11 protein-coding genes and 2 pseudogenes are annotated in these 18,040 nt (G+C 70.0%); 6 read left to right on the top strand and 7 right to left on the bottom strand.

Annotated features, from left to right (window positions below):
* Positions 1 to 48: 48 nt before the first annotated feature.
* Positions 49 to 348: pseudogene (locus tag K7C20_RS02135) on the top strand (serine hydrolase domain-containing protein); the annotation flags it as partial.
* Positions 349 to 448: 100 nt separating this feature from the next.
* Here the strand turns inward: K7C20_RS02135 and K7C20_RS02130 are convergent.
* The gene (locus K7C20_RS02130) at positions 449 to 1,147 is read right to left on the bottom strand and encodes an alpha/beta fold hydrolase (RefSeq protein WP_030076287.1); all 699 of its coding nucleotides are present in this window, start codon (positions 1,145 to 1,147) and stop codon (positions 449 to 451) included.
* Positions 1,148 to 1,633: 486 nt separating this feature from the next.
* Here K7C20_RS02130 and K7C20_RS02125 point away from each other — a divergent pair, with 486 nt between their 5' ends.
* Positions 1,634 to 3,427 carry a glycoside hydrolase family 35 protein gene (locus K7C20_RS02125; protein ID WP_245171771.1) on the top strand — a complete coding sequence of 598 codons (1,794 nt, stop codon included), beginning with the start codon at positions 1,634 to 1,636 and terminating at the stop codon, positions 3,425 to 3,427.
* 235 nt (positions 3,428 to 3,662) lie between these two features.
* Here the strand turns inward: K7C20_RS02125 and K7C20_RS02120 are convergent, their stop codons facing one another.
* The gene (locus K7C20_RS02120; RefSeq protein WP_078953549.1) at positions 3,663 to 4,616 is read right to left on the bottom strand and encodes a LysR family transcriptional regulator; all 954 of its coding nucleotides are present in this window, start codon (positions 4,614 to 4,616) and stop codon (positions 3,663 to 3,665) included.
* 157 nt (positions 4,617 to 4,773) lie between these two features.
* Here K7C20_RS02120 and K7C20_RS02115 point away from each other — a divergent pair, with 157 nt between their 5' ends.
* Together K7C20_RS02115 and K7C20_RS02110 are read left to right on the top strand one after the other, a co-directional pair.
* Positions 4,774 to 5,571: an alpha/beta fold hydrolase gene (locus tag K7C20_RS02115; protein ID WP_030076293.1), complete on the top strand. Its 798-nt coding sequence runs from the start codon at positions 4,774 to 4,776 to the stop codon at positions 5,569 to 5,571.
* A gap of 359 nt (positions 5,572 to 5,930) precedes the next feature.
* Positions 5,931 to 6,680: an SOS response-associated peptidase gene (locus tag K7C20_RS02110; RefSeq protein WP_030076295.1), complete on the top strand. Its 750-nt coding sequence runs from the start codon at positions 5,931 to 5,933 to the stop codon at positions 6,678 to 6,680.
* Between the two features lie 435 nt (positions 6,681 to 7,115).
* On the opposite strand, the gene K7C20_RS02105 is transcribed toward K7C20_RS02110, so the two are convergent.
* Together K7C20_RS02105 and K7C20_RS02100 are read right to left on the bottom strand one after the other, a co-directional pair.
* Positions 7,116 to 8,258, bottom strand: a complete 1,143-nt coding sequence (locus K7C20_RS02105) for an ABC transporter substrate-binding protein (RefSeq protein WP_030076297.1) — start codon at positions 8,256 to 8,258, stop codon at positions 7,116 to 7,118.
* Between the two features lie 475 nt (positions 8,259 to 8,733).
* Positions 8,734 to 11,577, bottom strand: coding sequence for a SpoIIE family protein phosphatase/ATP-binding protein (locus K7C20_RS02100; RefSeq protein WP_078953548.1), 2,844 nt, complete (start codon positions 11,575 to 11,577; stop codon positions 8,734 to 8,736).
* 433 nt (positions 11,578 to 12,010) lie between these two features.
* On the opposite strand from K7C20_RS02100, the gene K7C20_RS02095 reads away from it, so the two are divergent.
* Positions 12,011 to 12,697, top strand: a complete 687-nt coding sequence (locus tag K7C20_RS02095) for an HAD-IA family hydrolase (protein WP_030076301.1) — start codon at positions 12,011 to 12,013, stop codon at positions 12,695 to 12,697.
* Positions 12,698 to 13,171: 474 nt separating this feature from the next.
* On the opposite strand, the gene K7C20_RS02090 is transcribed toward K7C20_RS02095, so the two are convergent.
* On the bottom strand, positions 13,172 to 14,308 hold the full coding sequence (locus K7C20_RS02090; protein WP_030076303.1) for an ABC transporter substrate-binding protein: 1,137 nt from the start codon (positions 14,306 to 14,308) through the stop codon (positions 13,172 to 13,174).
* Between the two features lie 344 nt (positions 14,309 to 14,652).
* Here K7C20_RS02090 and K7C20_RS02085 point away from each other — a divergent pair.
* Positions 14,653 to 14,859 (top strand): annotated as a pseudogene (locus K7C20_RS02085) (GntR family transcriptional regulator); the annotation flags it as partial.
* Positions 14,860 to 14,913: 54 nt separating this feature from the next.
* On the opposite strand, the gene K7C20_RS02080 reads toward K7C20_RS02085, so the two are convergent.
* Positions 14,914 to 15,534 (bottom strand): hypothetical protein, encoded by a 621-nt coding sequence (locus K7C20_RS02080; RefSeq protein ID WP_030076307.1) that lies wholly within the window; start codon positions 15,532 to 15,534, stop codon positions 14,914 to 14,916.
* Positions 15,535 to 15,934: 400 nt separating this feature from the next.
* Complete coding sequence (locus tag K7C20_RS02075; protein ID WP_030076309.1) at positions 15,935 to 17,629, bottom strand: APC family permease; 1,695 nt, start codon at positions 17,627 to 17,629, stop codon at positions 15,935 to 15,937.
* Positions 17,630 to 18,040 lie beyond the last annotated feature (411 nt).

Below are 18,040 nucleotides of genomic sequence, written 5' to 3'. Positions count from 1 at the left end.
CGATATTTAAGTGCCTGTGCCACCAGCCGTGGGACAGGCGCACGGTAGGTGGTGCAAATCGGCTCCGTCGGCTGGTTTCTCCACTCAGCACGGACGCACGACAGCGCTCCTGCCCCTCGTGGCAGCAGTGGGACTGCCGATCTGGGCAGTGGGCGTTCCGCCCTCGCCGGGGACCGGTTCCGGGCCGGGAGCGTGACGAAGAGTTTCGTGGCCACCGTCGTGCTTCAGCTGGTGGCCGAGGGCAAGGTAGGGATCGATGACGACATCGAGCGGCAGCTGCCGGGTGTGGTTCCCCATGGCGACCACATCACCGTGCGGCAGTTACTCGATCACACCAGCGGCCTGGCCAACTACACCGACGTGCTGCTGAAGAAGCCCGGCCCGTTACGGGACGCGCAGAAGGTCACATATCATCGCGTCCCGGCGGGAGCCAGACCCGCCCCTGCCGTCACTCCCCGGCTGCGTCGAGGAAGATCTGCGCCAGTTCCCGCGGCTGGGAGAACATCGGCCAGTGGCCGGTGTTCATCTCGACCAGTTGCCAGTGATTGCTGGTCAGCAGCTCGGCCACGTCGTCGCTGGGCTCGGCTCCGGCGAGCAGGCATGTGATGTATGTCGTCGGGAACTCGCCCAGTGGCCGTGCCAGCATGGCGGGCTCGGTCAGCGTGGCGCCCGGGTGCGGCGTCGAGCCACCGACGATTCGTGCGATCTGCTCGTCGGTGAGGCCCTGGCCTTCGTAGTGGGCTGCGGGCACGAGCGGCCAAAATCCTCCGTTCTCGGCGATGGATGCCTTCACCGCCGCCCCGCCGTCCGGCCAGGCGGAGACGAACGACTCGCCGTCGGTCGGAACACTGGAGTCGACGAAGACCACGCGGGCCGACCGGTCGCCGGTCCGCTCCGCGGCCTGGCCTACCGGGATGCCCGAGTAGCTGTGACCTACCAGGACGACGTCGCGCAGATCCTGGCGTTCGACCTCGTCGACGATGTCCTGGACGTGGGTCTGCTGTCCGGCCGGCACGCCCTGCTTTTCGGCAAGACCGGACAGCGTCAACGGGTGAGCGCCGTGGCCGGCCGCACGCAGATACGGCACCACCTCGTCCCACGCCCACGCCCCGAGTCGCGCGCCTGCAACGAGTACGAAATTCGCCATGGCTGAACCGTAGCGGAGCCGACTGACAACTGACCTGAAAACACTTTCGATACGCGTCCTGGGCGGCTGCGCCGCGTGGTGAGCCTCAGCCCCTTGACGAGGCTGCCGCCGGGCAGGTGCCTCCTGCCGCCTTGGCGAACACCACGGTTGAGCGCGTGCCGTTGCGTCCGCGGGCGATGTGCGAGAGGAGCGCGTCCGCGACTTTCCGACGCCGGGGGGACGGTGGAGGCGGCGTCCATCGGTCGGCCCGGCAGCTGCACCGCACGTCCGTACGTCCGTACCTCCGTGTCCCGCCCGCTGGTTCACCGTGGTCGGCCACGAACCCTTGTGCTCGTTTCTGTTCTACATAACACTCTCAATGCACAGAAGCGCGCACCATTGAACATGTTCGAACCTTGAGTGACGGTCGGTCGAGTCGAGGAGAGCAGCATGACGCAGTTCAGCCGACGGAGATTTCTGAGCGCGGCCATGGTGGGAGGAGCGTCCGTGGGGATCGCTCTGGGCAGCGGTCGTATGACCCTCGCCCAGGCCGAGAGCCCGCGAGGGCTGACCATCCGCGGGAGCGAATTCCTGCTGGACGGCGAGCCGTTCCGGATCCTCTCGGGTGCCTTCCACTACTTCCGGACGCATCCCAAGGACTGGCGGGACCGGTTGCTGCGGATGCGGGCCATGGGCCTGAACACGGTGGAGACCTACGTCGCCTGGAACTTCCACCAACCGTACGAGGAGAAGCTCGACTTCACCGGATGGCGCGATGTCGCTTCCTTCGTACGGACCGCGGACGAGGTCGGGCTCAAGGTGATCGTGCGGCCGGGGCCGTACATCTGCGCGGAATGGGACTTCGGCGGCCTGCCGGCCTGGCTCCTCAAGGACAAGGACGCGCCGCTGCGCCGCTCCGACCCCGCCTACGAGCGAACGGTCGACGCCTGGTTCGCCGAACTGCTGCCCCGGTTCGTCGATCTGCAGGCCACACGCGGCGGGCCCATCATCGCCATGCAGGTCGAGAACGAATACGGCAGCTACGACGACGACCATGCGCACCTGGAACATCTACGGGACACCATGCGGGCACAGGGCGTGGACAGCCTGCTGTTCTGCTCCAACGGGGCCACCCAGGAAGCGCTGAAGGCCGGGAGCCTCCCCGATCTCCTCTCGACCGTCAACTTCGCCGGGGACCCCACCGGACCCTTCGCGGAGCTGCGCACATTCCAGCCGGACAAGCCCCTGTTCTGCACGGAGTTCTGGGACGGCTGGTTCGACCACTGGGGAGAACAGCACCACACCACCGACCCGGCGCAGACCGCCGCCGACGTGGAGAAGCTCCTCGAAGCGGGGGCGTCCATCAACTTCTATATGGCGGTGGGTGGAACGAACTTCGGTTGGTCCGCGGGTGCCAACCTGAGCGGCAGCGGCTACCAGCCCACCGTCACCAGCTACGACTACGACTCCCCGATCAGCGAATCCGGCGAACTCACCGAGAAATTCCACAAGGTGCGTGACGTGCTGGCCAAGTACACCACCTTGTCGAGCACGCCCCTGCCGGCCACGCCGCGCCGCATGCCGGCCCAGAGGGTCGCCGTCCGAGAGTCGGTGGCGTTGATGGATGCGCTCGACGCGCTGAGCACTCCGGTACGGCAGACCGCGCCCGTCCACATGGAGGCGCTCGGGCAGCCGTACGGGCTGATCCACTACCGCACTCGGGTGCGGGGACAGCAGGGCTCCAAGGGCCTGAGGGTCACGGGCCTGGGCGACCGGGCGCTGGTGTTCGGCGACGGCAAGCGCATCGGCACCTTCGACCGCAACCAGCCGGACCACACAGTCGACTTCACCGTGGCCGACGCGTCCAGCACCCTCGATCTCCTGGTCGACCCCACTGGTCGGGTCAACTTCGGCCGGAGCTTCAACGACCCCAAGGGAATCAGCGGCAAGGTTCTCCTCGACGACGAGGAACTGAGCGACTGGGAGATTCGCCGGCTGCCTCTCGACAACCTCTCGGCTCTGACGTTCGGCAGCGGAGACATACCGACCGGCCCCGCCTTCCACCGGGCACGGATCCATGTCGACAACCCCGCCGACGGCTTCCTCGCCTTTCCGGGCTGGGACAAGGGCATGGTGTGGCTCAACGGGTTCGCGCTCGGCCGGTACTGGTCGCTCGGGCCGCAGGTCACCCTGTACGTGCCGAGCCACCTGTGGCGACGGGGGCGGAACGAGCTCGTCGTCCTGGAGATGGAGCGGACGGGGGACCGGATCGAGGTACGGGCCGAGCCCGACATCGGTTAGGTGCCAGGGACGCCTCGCCGATGCCGTCGCACGCATGCCGTCAGAATGCCGTGGGCCCCAGCTACTGTCGGTTTGTACGGGTGCCTTGGGCGTCTCAGCGGCTCGCGCCGGCGGAACTCGCGAGTGCGGCGGTCGCTGTGCCGTGCTCCATGTCGTGTGCCGGTCGCCGGATGAGCACGGCAAGCATGGCCGCCGCACAGGGCTCCAGTGGCCCTCCACACCAAGTCGTACGAGCTCAGGGCGTCCCGGGCCACTCCGCTGCCGAAGGTGACACGGGCTGCCGGCGAGCCAGGTCCTCCGAGCCGCCGTCGACGGCCTCGTAGCAGGCTTCGATCAGGGCACGCAGCGCGGCCCGGGGCGGACCGTTCCGCACCGCAAGGTAGGTCCGCATGACGGGCGACGGGCTGCTCAGGGGACGGAACACCACGCCGGGGACGGGAAGCTGGTCGGCGTGCGGGGCGTAGAAGACCGTCCAGGACGGCTTGCCGTAGCCGATGGCGGCCAGGGTGTCCTGGTCGTTGGTGAACTCCGGGCCCAGGACGGGCGCGTAGCCGGCCGCCCGGCAGGAGCGCATCACCAGGTCGTGCAGCGCGGGGTTGCGGGAGCGCGGGGAGAGCCGCAGCGGCAGTTCCGCGAGCCGGGCCAGTTCGACGGTCGCCCGCGCGGCCAGCTCGTGACCCGCGGGCAGTGCCGCCACCAGCGCGTCCTGCCACAGGGGCAGGAACTCCAGCTCAGGGTCGGCCCGTTCACCGCGCAGCAGGGCGGCGTCCAGGGAACCGGACCGCACCTGCGCCAGGCGCTCCTGGGTGCTGCCGGTGACGAGTTCCAACTGTGCGCGGTCGGCGTGCCGGGTGAACGCAGTGAGTACGCCGTCCAGCCGGACACCCAGCCCGGAGCTGGTGCCGAGGCGTACCGTCGCGGCCTGCTCGGCGCGTAGTTCGTCGACGGCCTCGCGCGCGCGTGCCTGGAGGGCGAGCATCTCCCTGGCATACGGGAGGAGCCGGTTGCCGGCCTCGGTGAGCCGGACGACGCGGGTGGAGCGGGCGAACAGCTCGGTACCCAGTTCGCGTTCGAGCCTGCGGAGTTGCTGGCTCACCGCGGACTGCACGATGTGCAGTCGGTCGGCGGCCCGGCCGAAGTGCAGTTCCTCCGCCACGGTGAGGAAATAGCGCAGCTGACGCAGCTCCATGCCCCCCGGGCCCCCTGCTCGCCGTGACCGGCATTGATCACCGTTCGTGATCAGTGTAGGCGCGGATCGCTCACTGGCCGGCGGGGGTGATCGCGGTTGGCTGGGGGCATCACGAACCGGACGGTCCGCAAGGGCCCACGCGGCAGAGGAGACCGCCATGCCCAGCCTGGACGTCAACGACACCACGCTCCACTACGAGGACGAGGGGACCGGCCCGGCGCTGCTGTTCCTGCACGGCTGGGGCACCAGCGGCCGGACCTGGGGCGCCCAGCTGCCCGATTTCACCCGGGATCACCGGGTCGTCACCGTCGACTGGCGGGGCTGCGGGCGGTCGTCCCGCCCTGCCCACGGCAACACCACCGCCGGGGTGGTCAGCGACCTGGTGGCGCTGATCGGCGCGCTGCGGTTGGACCGGCCGGTGGTCATCGGCTCGTCGATCGGCGGGGTCTTCGCCACGGAACTGGCGCTGCGGAGGCCCGAGTTGACCGGAGGCGTGGTTTCAGTGGGCGCGCCGGGGTACTGGCCGTCGGCGGAGGCTCAGGCGGAGCTCGTGGCCGCTCTGCGTCGCGACCGGGCCGGTACGGTCGCCGACTGGGTGCCGGGGTGGTACGCGCCGGGCACCGCACCCGCGCTCATCGACTGGGCGATCCGTCAGATCCTGGACTCCGGCGTCCACATCGACGAGCACCAAGCCACCGCCGACGGCTACGACCCGCGGCCGACACTGCCCGGGCTGCAGGTGCCGATCCACTACCTCCACGGTGAGCTGGACACCGCGGTCCCCCTGGAAGTGCCCCGGACCTGCGCCGCCCTTACGCCCGGCGCCGAGGTCGGCGTGATCGCCGGCGCCGGCCATATGCCGCACCAGGAGCGCCCCGAGCGCTTCAACGCCGCGCTGCGCGCAGGGCTCGCCCGGATGGTCCCGGCCGCCCGGATGCTCCCGGCCACCCGATGAGTGTGGTCGAGATCGGGCAGGTCGTGCGGGTCGGGGAAGATGCCGGCCCCGGCCCGGGAGTCGTCCCCGGCCCGGGAGTCGTCCCCGGTCCGGGACTCGCCCCCGGCCCCGGAGCCGTCCCCGGTCCCGGAGTCGTCCTTGGCCCCGGTGTTGTCCTTGCAGCCTCCGGGGGATCGCCCCCGGCCGGCGGCGGCCGATCGCCGAGGCCGCAATCGATGTGGTCTCCGTGGGGGCGGCTCTGACACACAGGGGGTCGGCTGCTTTTCCACCCCGCTTTCCCTCTCCTCGCGCAGGCCCTGTATGCCGGGCGGAGGCGTGGGTGACCGGGCGATGACCGGTGGTGTGGCAGGGTGGACGATATGTGCGGCCGATATGTCTCCACCCGCCGTCCGCAGGATCTGGTCGACCTGTTCGACGTCACGCGCTGGGATCCCGACCTGGTGCTCGACCCGAGCTGGAACGTGGCCCCCACCGATGACGTGTGGTCGGTGCTGGAACGCGTCGAGCGGGACACCGGCGAGGTCACCCGGCAGCTGCGGCCGCTGCGCTGGGGGCTGGTGCCGTCGTGGGCGAAGAGTCTGAGTGTCGGCGCGAAGATGATCAACGCCAGGGTCGAGACGGTTGCGGAGAAGCCTGCCTACCGCCGGGCCTTCGCCAAGCGCAGGTGCCTGCTGCCGGCGGACGGCTTCTACGAATGGCAGGCCGTCGCGGCGACCGAGACGACCAAGGCCCGCAAGCAGCCGTACTTCATCAGCCCCGAGGACGGGCAGGCCATGGCGCTCGCGGGCCTGTACGAGTTCTGGCGCGCCCCCGACGTCTCCGACGACGAGGAGCCGGGGGCGTGGTGGACCACCTGCACGATCATCACCACCGAGGCCACCGACACCGCCGGACGGGTCCACCCGCGGATGCCGCTGACCATCGCCCCCGCCGACTGGAGCGCCTGGCTCGACCCAGCCCACGAGGACCCCGGCGAGCTCCGCGCACTGCTCACAGCCCCGGCCGCAGGACACCTGGACGCCCGCGCCGTCTCCACCGCGGTCAACAGCGTGCGCAACAACGGGCCACACCTTGTGGACGAGGTCACCGACGCCCCGTCCGACGGCTGACGGCGATCGGCCGGCGCGCAGATGCGGTACCTGGTCAAGCCGCACCAGGGCTCCACGCAACCCGGGCCCGGTTCGGATTCACCGCTGCCCCCGGCCCCACGGAACCGAGGACCGACCAGGCAGCTGCTCCGGCATGTCGAAGAACCCGTTGCCGTCCGCCCGGACGAAGCCGCGCCGCATGGCGGGCGGTCCACGATCCCGTAGCCGGAGTGTCTGGACGGATGCAACTCGTCGCTGAGTTGCGCCGTTCACTGTCCTGTTCCTCGTCTCCGATATCCGGGGAACAACGAGCCGAGGCGACGCCCTGTCGGCCGACTCCCCGAGCCGGGCCGGAGGCTGGGAGGGTGCCTGGTTCTCTTTCTGCTGTCCACGGCGAGCAGTGCGTCCAGAGCAATGCGTTCGGCCCCCTGCCCCGGCTCACCGGGAGTTGGAGGATCAGTCGCCGACGGCCTCGGCCCAGTCCTCGCGGACGGTGCGCAGCGCCTTGCTCAGCTGCGGCTCGGTCGGGAACTGTGGTGTTCCCTCGACCGTCGGCAGTCGTGAGGCCAGGGCCTTGTTGAGGGTGCCGTTCTTCGCCATGGCGTCCATCAGCACCGGGCGGGCATAGTCCACGAGGCGGAGATTCTGGCCTTCCGGGCTGAAGAGGTACTCCTCCCACAGCCGCGCTGCGGCCGGGTGGGGGGCGTCCTTGTTGATCGCCTGTGCGTAGTACTGCGAGAAGCTGCCGTCGAAGGGAATGGAGACCTTCCAGTCCACGTCCGTCCCGCGGAGCTGGTCGATGTGCTGGAGGTTGAGGTAGTCCCACTCGATGCTGATCGGTGTCCTGCCCTTGGCGATCGCGGTCGGGCTGGGGTCTGCCCGGTTGTAGTTGCCTGCCTTGTCGAGCCGGGCGAAGAAGTCGATGCCTGGCCGGATGTTGTCGAACGACCCCCCGTTGGCGAGTGCCGCCGCGTACACGGCGGCGAAGGCCGATCCCGCGGTGGTGGGTTCGCCGTGGATCGCGACCAGGCCCTTGTACTCCGGCTGGAGCAGATCTGCGAAGGACGCGGGGCAGGTCCGCACGCGGGCGGCGTCGCAGCCGATGGAGACGTAGCCGCCGTAGTTGTTGTACCAGCGGGCCTCGGCATCCTTCTGCTCCGGTGGGATCTGGTCGAACTGTGCGACCCGGTAGGGGGCCAGCAGTCCCTGCCGCGCAGCCGACTGGGCGAAGGAATCCCCCAGGTCGAGCACGTCGGGGGCGCGCTCTCGGCCACGGTAGCGCTTCACGGCATCGATCTCCTGCTGGCTGTGGCCGCTCGGATTGTCGATGACGACCTTGATGCCGTACTTCTTCTCGAAGCCGTCGATCAGCGCGCTGTAGTTGGCCCACTGGCGCGGCAGCGCGATGGTGTTGAGCCTGCCCTCCCGCTTCGCTGCCTTGATCAGTGCCGCCATCCCGCCCACCTCCGCGGCGGAACCGGCCCGGGAAGGCTCGACCGGACGGGTGGTTCCCCCTTCCTCGCAGCCGACGAGACCGAGCGCCGTCAGGCCGAGACAGCAAAGGAGAGCGCCCACGCGGACCCGATGATGTGTAGCCACGACGCCTCCAGCAGGACCAGGTGGGGGAGCGGTCCGCCAGGTGGGTGGCGGACATGGACCAGAGCAGGCCATGGCACGGTGCGGTCGGATGGCCCGTACAGCGGCCCCGCTGCCAAGGACGGCGCACGCCCAGAGGCGGGGCGGTACGCCGACGGGGCCTCGCAGGTTCGCCGAGCGGGCGTCCTCGGCAACTCCCGCAGGGCCGTCGACGCCTTGGCGCGCGGGCAGGCCTGACGCCACCCCGCCGCGACGTGTCACTGCCCGAAGTCTCTCTGCAGCAATGGGTCCAAAACAGCGTACTCCGCCCCCTTCCAGGCCTCCGCCAAGACGGTGACCGGGCCAGGTCATGGCGGCGAGTAGGCGCCGAGCGCGGATGGCGGCACCCCGCTCGTCCCGGGCACTGGGCACCGGGCACCGGGAAGCGGGGGCGGAGTACGGGGGCGGGGTGCGGGGCGGTGGGTGCCACGCCACGGTCTCACCACTCCCCGTTGTGGCCCCAACGGTTGAGGAGGTCCTCCTGCGACTCCTCTTCCTCGGGCAGGGCGTCGGGGCCGACCGCCTGAGCGGCCCAGATCGTCTTGCCTCTGGGGGAGTAGCGGGTGCCCCAGTGTTCGGCGAACTGCGCGACGAGGAACAGGCCGCGGCCTTCTTCGTCGGTGTCCTTCGCCTGGCGGATGTGCGGGGAGGTGCTGCTGCCGTCGGAGACCTCAGAGATCAGGGTGCTGGGGGTCTGCAGGAGCCGCACGTGGATGGGCTCGGCGCCGTAGCGAATGGCGTTGGTGATCAGTTCGCTGAGGATGAGTTCGGTGCCGTAGGCGATGCGCACCAGACCCCAGTCCGCCAACTTGCGTGCGCAGTCGTTGCGGACCGGGCTCACCGCCGCCGGGTCGCGTGGCACGTCCCACTCGGCGACGTGTGCCGGGTCCAGCCGTCGGGTCCGGGCCACCAGCAGCGCGACGTCGTCGGTGGGCCTGGCGGGCAGCAGCGATTGCAGGACGGTGGCGCAGGTGTCCTCCGGCGTACGGTCCGGCCCGGCGAGGGCCGCCCGCAGTTCTTCCATTCCGGCGTCCAGGTCGCGGCTGCGGTTCTCGACCAGTCCGTCCGTGTAGAGCACCAGCCGGGAGCCCTCCGGCAGCGACAGTTCAGCGGTCTCGAAGGGCAGGCCGGTGCCCAGGCCGAGCGGTGGGGAGACCGGCGAGTGCAGGAACTCCACGCTCCCGTCGGGGTGGGCCACAGCAGGCGGGAGGTGGCCGGCCGTGGCCGCGGTGATCCGGCCGGAGACGGAGTCGTAAATGACGTACAGACAGGTTGCGCCGGTGATCGCCGGTCCGTCGTCGGTGTCCTCGTCCTGGACGTCGATGTGGGTCACCAGCTCGTCCAGGTGGCCCAGCAGCTCGTCGGGGGAGAGGTCCAGGGCCGAGAAGTTGTGCACGGCGATGCGCAACCGGCCCATGGTGGCCGCCGCGTGCAGACCGTGTCCGACCACGTCGCCGATGACCAGCGCCACCCGGGCGCCGGGCAGCGGGATGATGTCGAACCAGTCCCCGCCCACTCCCGCCTGGGCGGGGAGATAACGGTGCGCCACCTCCAGGGCGTCCTGGTCGGGCAGGCCGCGGGGCATCAGGCTGCGCTGGAGCGTCATCGCCATGGTGCGCTCACGGGTGTAGCGGCGGGCGTTGTCGATCCCCACCGCGGCCCGCCCCGCCAGTTCTTCGGCGAAGGACATGTCCTCGTCGTCGAACGGAGGGGAGCTCCCCGACCGCCAGAAGTCCACCAGCCCCAGCACCACTCCCCGGGCGCGCAGCGGTACGACAGCCAGGGAATGCACCCCGTGGTCCAGGATGCGCCGGGCGCGTTCCGGGTCCTGGGACCGCCAGCCGGAAGAGCCGGCCAGGTCCGGCTCCACCATGGAGCGGCCCTGGTCCACCCCCGCCGCCACCGGAGTGCCCGGGACGAACCCCATCAGCTCGCCGACGGGGTAGAGCGGATGGTCCGGCGCCAGGCCGGCGATGGCCGTCCGGCGCAGCTCGGTACCCGCCACGGCCGGCTCCTCACCTTTGAGGACCGGGTCCAGCAGCTCGACGGTGACGATGTCGGCGAACCGGGGGACCGCCACCTGCGCCAGTGCCTCGGCAGTGCGCTCGACATTCAGCGTGGAGCCGATCCGCATCCCGGCGTCGTAGAGGAGCCGCAACCGTTCCCGCGCCACCTCGGCGCGCCCTGACAGCCACCTCAGTTCGGTGGTGTCGCGCAGGGTAACCACGCTTCCCTGGTGGGCTCCGTAGGGGGTGGTCGACCGCTTGTTGACGGCCAGCAGTCTGTCCTGGGCCAGGTGCACCTCATCGGTGGCGATCCGGTCCGATGCCAGGAGCTCGGCGGTGCGGTGGTCCAGCCCGAGGTCGCCGACAGGGCGGCCCTCCGCGTCCGCCGGCAGGTTCAGGAGACGCCGTGCCTCGTCGTTGGCCAACAGCAGCCGCCCGTCGCGGCCGACGATGAGGACGCCCTCCCGCACCGCGTGCAGGACCGCATCGTGATGCTCGTACATCCGGGTCATCTCGGCCGGTCCCAGACCGTGGGTCTGCCGGCGCAGCCGACGGCTCACCAGCCCCGCGCCGCCTCCGGCGAGCGCCAGCGCCCCGACGGCGGTGCCCAGGAAGAGGGGCAGCTGCTGGTTGACCGATTTCTGCACCTTCTCCACCGTGACCGGTGCGGCGACGATGGCGACGACCTTGCCCGAGGAGTCCTTGACGGGGGCCGCAGAGACCACGGAGAGGCCCAGGGCGCCCTCGAAGGTCCCGGTGAAGGGCTTGCCCCGGGCGGCTTCGGCATACGGGCCGATGACGTGCTTGCCGATCTGCCGCGGGTCGCTGTGGGTGAGGGTGATCCCGTCGAGCTTGTACACGATGAGCGCGTCGACGCCGGAGGCCTTCCGGGCCGCCTCGGCGAGCGGCTGGAGCTTTGCGGTCGGATCGTCGCTGTTCAGCGCCTCCTGGAGACCCCAGGAGTGTGCGAAGGACTCAGCGGCGGCGAGCGTCCGGTGCCGGGCGTCGGTCATGGTGTCCCGCTGGGCCTGGACGACGATGGCCACCACTGCCGCCGCGACCAGCAGTACCACGAGCACCAGCTGGAGGAGGAAGACTTCCCGGGCGACGCTGCGGGTGGGGAACGAGGGCTGTATGTGCAGCGGACCCTCGGCGCCAGCAGGACGTTCGTCCTGCTGGTCGCCGGTGTCGTTCCCGGCGGGGGCCGCGCCCGGAGCTGCGGAACGGCCGGGCGCGCGGCTCAGCCAACGCCGGAACCGCCCCGAATGTCCGCTCATGATTCACATTTATCCTGCTTTGCCTCGGTGCTGGCAAGGCGCGCTACGGCAGTTGCCCCACGGTTCGGCTAGAGGGCGCCGCCAGGCTGCGGCCGCACCGGCCCTCGCCGGCCTTCACCAGCCTCGTCGGCCCCACGGCCTCGCTATGCGAGGGGCTTCGCCCGCCCGGGCCTGTTGCCTGGGCGTGCCCCAGATAGCTCAGGAATCGCATGTGAGGGGCGTGGTGATGCGTTGTTTGCCGCCGGCCGGCTTCGCGAGGGCCGGCGGCAGGCGCTACCTCAGGAGCCATTTCCTGGTCAGCTCCATCACTTCTGCGCGACTGCGACCGCCGTGGTCGGCGGCGATGAAGTGGCTGCCGATCCGGACAGAGAAGGTGATCATGCAGCGGACCTCCCGTCCCGCAAACTGCCTGCTCCGATGGCATGATCGAAGCGTGATCAGCGAACCCGGTCAGTCCGGTGCGATGAGGTATGTCCTGTTCGATGTCGATGGCACGTTGATCGATGCCGTGGACAATCAGCGCCTGGTCTGGCGAACGTGGGCAGAGCAATACGGACTGGACCCCCATGACGTCTACCGTGTGGCGCTGCGGACGAGGCCGCTGGAGACCTTCGCGCAGGTTGCTCCGGACCAGGACCCCGAGAAGTGTCTTGCCGCACTGCACGAGCTGGAGGACGAGGACGTCCGCTCCGGCGCCTATACGGCCTTCTGTGGCGCCTCGGAGTTGCTGAGTACTCTGCGGCCCGGGTCCTGGGCGCTGGTGACTTCGAACTATGAGCACCGGGTTCGTGGACGCTTCGCAAGGACGGGCTTGCCGGTCCCGGAGGTTCTCGTGGACGCGGCCGCCGTGGAGGAAGGCAAGCCGTCGCCGGTGCCGTATCTGCACGCAGCCGCGCGTCTGGGCGCCAGACCGGAGGACTGTCTGGTCGTCGAGGACGCCCCTTCCGGGGTGGAGTCCGGGCTGCGTGCCGGGATGACGGTGTGGAGTGTCAACGCCCCTGCGGCGGTGGACGGCGTGCACCGTCACTTCGGCAGCCTGCGCGAAGCGGTCCGCGACGTCCTTGCCTTCGTGTCCGGACCCCGCGCTCACGGGCTGGAGGGATCAGCCGCAGTGGAATGATCTTGATGCGGCCGCACCACGTACGAGCAGCTCGCCGCGGACGCGTCCGCGCGGGTCCGCGAAGAGAGCGCTCGTCTTCCCGGACTGCCGGCTCGGATACTGCACGCACTGCACGCACTGCACGCACTGCACGCACTGCACGCACTGCACGCACTGCACGCACTGCACGCACTGCACGCATTGCATGCATTGCACGCACTGGCCGCCGAGGTTGCCCGTCCGTACGGGCGGCGGCCTGCCGGAGAGCTTGGCCGCATCTGGACAGGACGGCTCGACTCGCGCTTTTCGATGCCCCCTACGGAGCCAGGGGTTGGACTGCCAGGACGCGACGGCGCTGCGATCCTGCGGCTCGGTCGTGAGGCGCCCGCCGAGGGAGGCGAGCCGGCCCGGCCGCGCGGTGCCGCCGCGGAGGGGAAGCGGCGGGCACCACGTCGGCCCGGGTGCGAGTCGCGGTCAGCCGGTAGCGGACACCGCCTAGCCCCAGCTCTGGGCGATGACGCCCTTGGCATTGCTCTGCTGGGTCTCGGTCGGGAAGGTCGGCGTGCCGGAGACCTTCGGCAGCTTCGTCGCCGCGGCCTTGTCGAGCGTGCCGGCCTTCTTCATGGCGTCCATCAGAGCCGGGCGGGCGTATCCCTTGAGCCTGAGGTTCTGGCCCTCGGTGCTGTAGAGGTACTCCTGCCACAGGCGCGCGGCGGCGGGGTGCGGCGCATCCTTGTTGATGGCCTGCGAGTAGTACTGGGAGAACTTGCCGTCCGAGGGGACCGTGACCGTCCAGTCGACGCCCTTGGACTTGAACTGGTCGGTGTACCCGGCGTTGAGGTAGTCCCAGTCGATGCTGATCGGCGTCTTGCCGTTCGCGATGGTGGCCGCGGTGGATTTGACGGGCGTGTAGTTGCCGTTCTTCTTCAGCTTGGTGAAGAAGTCCATGCCGGGCTGGATGTCGTCGAAGGAGCCGCCGCGGGCGAGGGCGGCCGCGTACACGGCGCCGAAGGCCGAACCCGATGTGGTGGGGTCGCCGTTGAGCGCGACCTTCCCCTTGTACTGCGGCTGGAGCAGATCCTTGAAACTGGTCGGGCAGGTCTGCACACGCTTGGCATCGCAGCCGAAGGAGATATAGCCGCCGTAGTCGTTTGCCCAGCGGCCGATCGAGTCCCTCTGGACATCGGGGATGTCAGCGAAACCGGCGACCATGTACGGCGCGAGCAGCCCCTGCTGGGCGGCGCTCTGCGCGAAGGAGCTGCCGAGGTCGAGGACGTCGGGCGCGCTGTCCTGGCCCTTGCGCGAGGTGACCGCGCTGATCTCGTCCTGGCTGGCTCCCTTCGGGTTCTCGACCTCGACCTTGATGCCGTACTTCTTTTTGAAGCCGTCCATCAGGGCGCCGTAATTGGCCCAGTCGCGGGGCAGTGCGATCGCATGCAGCGTGCCCTCCTTCTTGGCCGCCTTGGCCAGGGCGTCGATGCCGCCGAGGGCCTCGGCCGTGGTCGCGGTTGCCGCGCCCTTTCCACCCTCGGTGGTCGACGCGTCGGGGTCCGCGCTACAGGCGCTGAGGGCGACGGCGGCGACGGTGAGGACGCCGGTGAGGAGGGCTGTCCTCGGCAGGAACACGGTCACGGTCTCTCCAGGGGTACGCACAGAGCATTGAGGGGTTTCATGCGGGGCCACACAAGGGATGCACGTGGGGGGTGAGCACTTGTCCGACGACTTGTCTGACAAGTTGGGCCTCAGTAGGCCCAACTATGGTGTCCGCCAGGTAAACATTGGGAAAACTAATGACTTCAATTCCCTCGCAATCGCAGCTCGCAGGGGTCATCACGGCACCTCGGCCAGGCCGGCCGCGCTGCACACTCTGCGCACAACTCCGCGCGAAAGAGGAAGCATGGCGGCACGATGCGGGGAGATCGCCAAGAGTTGAGGCGGGGCGATGCGGGGAGATCGCCAAGAGTTGAGGCGGGGCGATCGATCGCGAGGACCGCACCGTGGGCAGTCTGCTCTCCGCGGAGACCGAACGTGCGGCCCACTGCGGCGTCTCGCGCGGCACGGTCTGCCAGGCCGTGGCGGTGCTGACCGCCGAGGAGGGACTCATCGGGGCATACCAGGGCGCTCGCCATGTGGTCCTGGCCGGCTGTCACGGCCGGAACTTCACCGAGTTGTACCGTTTCGCGTAGTGGGCGCATGCGAGGAGCCGCCACCGTGCAGTCGACAGCGCCCCGCCCGCCCTATTCGCTCAGCCCCACGACGCCCCAGCCCCGTCGGGCCGCTTCGGTGAGGACGCGGCCCCACTCCTCCAACAGGTCGGTGAACGCCTCGAAGTCGGGGAACCAGCGCGCGGCGGGAACGGCGGCATGCTCGTCAAAGGCCCCACGCAACCCGCCGAGCCGGGGCCGTACACCTTCCCATGTCGCGGCCAGTTCCCGAACACTGTCCGGCGACCGCCCGACCAGGAGGCCGTAGGAGACTCCTGGTTCATCACAGAAGAAGCCCGGATCCGTGTGCTCCGCCTCGCCGTCCGGCCCACCCCAGATCAGCCCCAGCAGCAAGGCGTCCAACCCGGTCCGCACCAGCGGGTCGGCATGGTCGCGGAGGGACTCCCAGCGCTCCCCGGCCCAGAAGTGCGCCTTGAACGAGCCGCAGGTGCGCAGGAACCCGTAGACGGCGAAGAAGGCGCCGTCGGGTCCCCGTGGCCATTCCCAGTCGCCCTTGACCGCCGGTGCGCCGTGGTCCCACAGCCCCGTCTCGTCGGCGTACCAGGCATCCCTCAACCGCGACAGCCGCTCCCGAGGTGGCACCTCCCCAAGCCATGACCAGTCGACGATCATCACGGTGATGTCCAGTCCCATGGAGGGAGGGTACTGATCGCCGGACGCACGGTGCCGGTGGTGGACAGCGGTGCTGGTTTCCTGGCGACAACCGTGGACGGAACGCCTGCCCTGGGGCAATCCTGGCTGCCCGGTCAAACTGACCGGACGAGCGCTCTTTGCGGACGTGCTGGTCCACGAAGTCGTCGTTCCAGAGCCGGACGGTCCGTGCAGTCCTGACTCGTCGCTGCCGGCCTCGTCGCACCGTCGCCAGGCCTTCCCGCAGCGGGACGCCGCTCCGCGCGGCAGCACCTGACGTACGCAAGACCGCTCAGCCACGGACGGTGGAGCTGGGATGAGGGGAGCCCCGCCGGACCCCGGGCGTAACCCGGACCCCGGGCATAACCCGGACCCGGCGGGGTGCCCTTAAGCGCGGGGGCCCTCAGACGGAGGCCATCGGGCGTGCGTCGTCGGGGGTGGCAGTGGGGGTCGGGGCGGTCTCGGCGGGGGACGGATCGCCGGTCAGGCCCCGTGCGTGGGCCCTGACCCCGGAGCGCACCGCCCAGAAGTAGAAGAGCGGGGCGGTGACCGCGATCAGGGCGGTGCCGAGCACGCCGGGGAGAATGTCCCGGCCGCCGAACTCCTGGCCGCCCAGCGCGGACACCGTGGCCGTCCACACCAGGAAGGCGATCATCCACCAGGCCGGGGCGAACTGCATGAGCAGGCTCGCCCCGCGCCCGCCCTTGCCGGACGCTTCGCGGCCCTTCGCGAGCTCGCCCCGGCGCCACAGCACCAGCGCCGCGACCGGTGCGGCCACCAGCGTCAGCACGGTGATCTTTCCGGTCTCCGGCCACTTCGACCAGTACAGCGCGCAGGCGGCGAAGGCGAAGGTGACCGGGCACAGCACCCCGGCGGCCGGCAGCCGGAAGGGGCGGGGCAGCTCCGGACGGGTCCGCCGCAGCACCCCCACCGCGATCGGGCCGATCAGATACGAGATGACCATGGCCGCCGACACAACACCGGCCAGCGCCTGCCAGCTGCGGCCGACGGTGAGCAGCAGCACGACGGAGAAGCCGAGGTTGAGCCACATCGCGGGGCGGGCGGTGCCATAGCGGGGGTGCACGGCCGCCAGCTTCCGGGGGAAGAACCGGGTCTCGGCGAGGTTGGTGACCATGTACGCGGCCGAGGCGACATTGGCGATGTTGGACCCGGCCGGCGAGATGAACGCGCCGAACTGCAGCATGGTGACCACCCAGTGCAGCATCAGCAGCCCCGCCAGGTCGGCGAACGGCGAGTTGAGGTTCACGCCTTGCCAACCGCCGGACCGCGCCGGCAGCTCGGGCGGCACCGCCCCCAGGTAGGCGGCCTGTAGCGCCAGGTAGATCACCAGGCCCAGTGCGAGCGCACCGACCAGGGCGACCGGGATGGCCCGGCCCGGGTTCTTCGCGGCCCCGCCGAGGTTGACCACGGCCTGGAAGCCGTTGAAGGCGAAGACCACACCGCAGGTGGTGACGGCGGTGAGCACGGCCGGCCAGCCGTACGGGGCGAAGCCGCCGTGCGCGGTGAAGTTCGAGGTGTGGAAGCCGGACCCGACCAGGGCGATTACCGCCAGCACCGGGATGGCGAACTTGACCAGTGTGAGCACGGTGTTGGCACGGGCCAGCAGCTGGACCGACCAGAAGCAGGTCAGCCAGAGCGCGAGGGTCAGGACCAGTGCCACCGCCGTGCCGGAGAGGGTCAGCTGGTGGGTGGCCGGATCGACCAGGCCCTTCGCCCAGCCGAAGCTCCAGGACGTCATGTACTGGGTGGCCGCGATCGACTCGATCGGGATCAGCGAGGCGGTAGCGATCCACACCGCCCAGCCGGTGAGGAAGCCGAGGACCGGGCCGTGCGAGAGATGCCCGTAGCGGGCCATGCCGCCGGGGATCGGGTAGGCCGAGCCGACCTCCGCGTACGACATCGCGATCATGCCGATGAAGAGGGCGCCGATCACCCACGCGACGAGCGCCGCGGGGCCCGCCACCTGGGCGGCGGCTCCGGCTCCGAAGAGCCAGCCGGAGCCGAAGATCGAGCCGATGCCGATCATGATGAGGGCGAAGAGGCTGAGCCCCTTGCGCTCGCCCGCGCTCATGTCCATGGGAAGTGTCGTCCGTCCTGGTGTTGCCGCATGCCCCCTCGCCGTTGAAGGGCCGCTGTCGTCTGCCGCGGACAGCTTATTTCCGGCCAATTGCCGGGAACGCCGCTGCGCTGCCGGAACACTGCGTCGACCGGCCCCTCTGGATCACGAACCCGGGATCAACGGCCCTGGGCTCGCGGCCCGTTCACTCCCGGACCGCCACGCGTCGGCGTCACGGGAGATCACTGCATGAGACACGTCACAGCTACGGGTGGCGCGGGCGCCTGCTCTCGACCTCCTCGAAGCGCGGGTGACGGACTGGTCCCCCTCAGGATTGCTGATGACGAAGAGATCAACAGAGCCGTCGGCATCGATGGGGCGATCGGGCGCCACCGTCTGGGTCCGAGACCGTACCTGCCCACCGCTGCACGC

The sequence above is a fragment of the Streptomyces decoyicus genome, assembly GCF_019880305.1.
GTDB lineage: Bacteria > Actinomycetota > Actinomycetes > Streptomycetales > Streptomycetaceae > Streptomyces > Streptomyces decoyicus.
The sequence above is the reverse complement of the archived record's forward strand: the minus strand, read 5'-3'. Positions and strand labels throughout refer to the sequence as shown.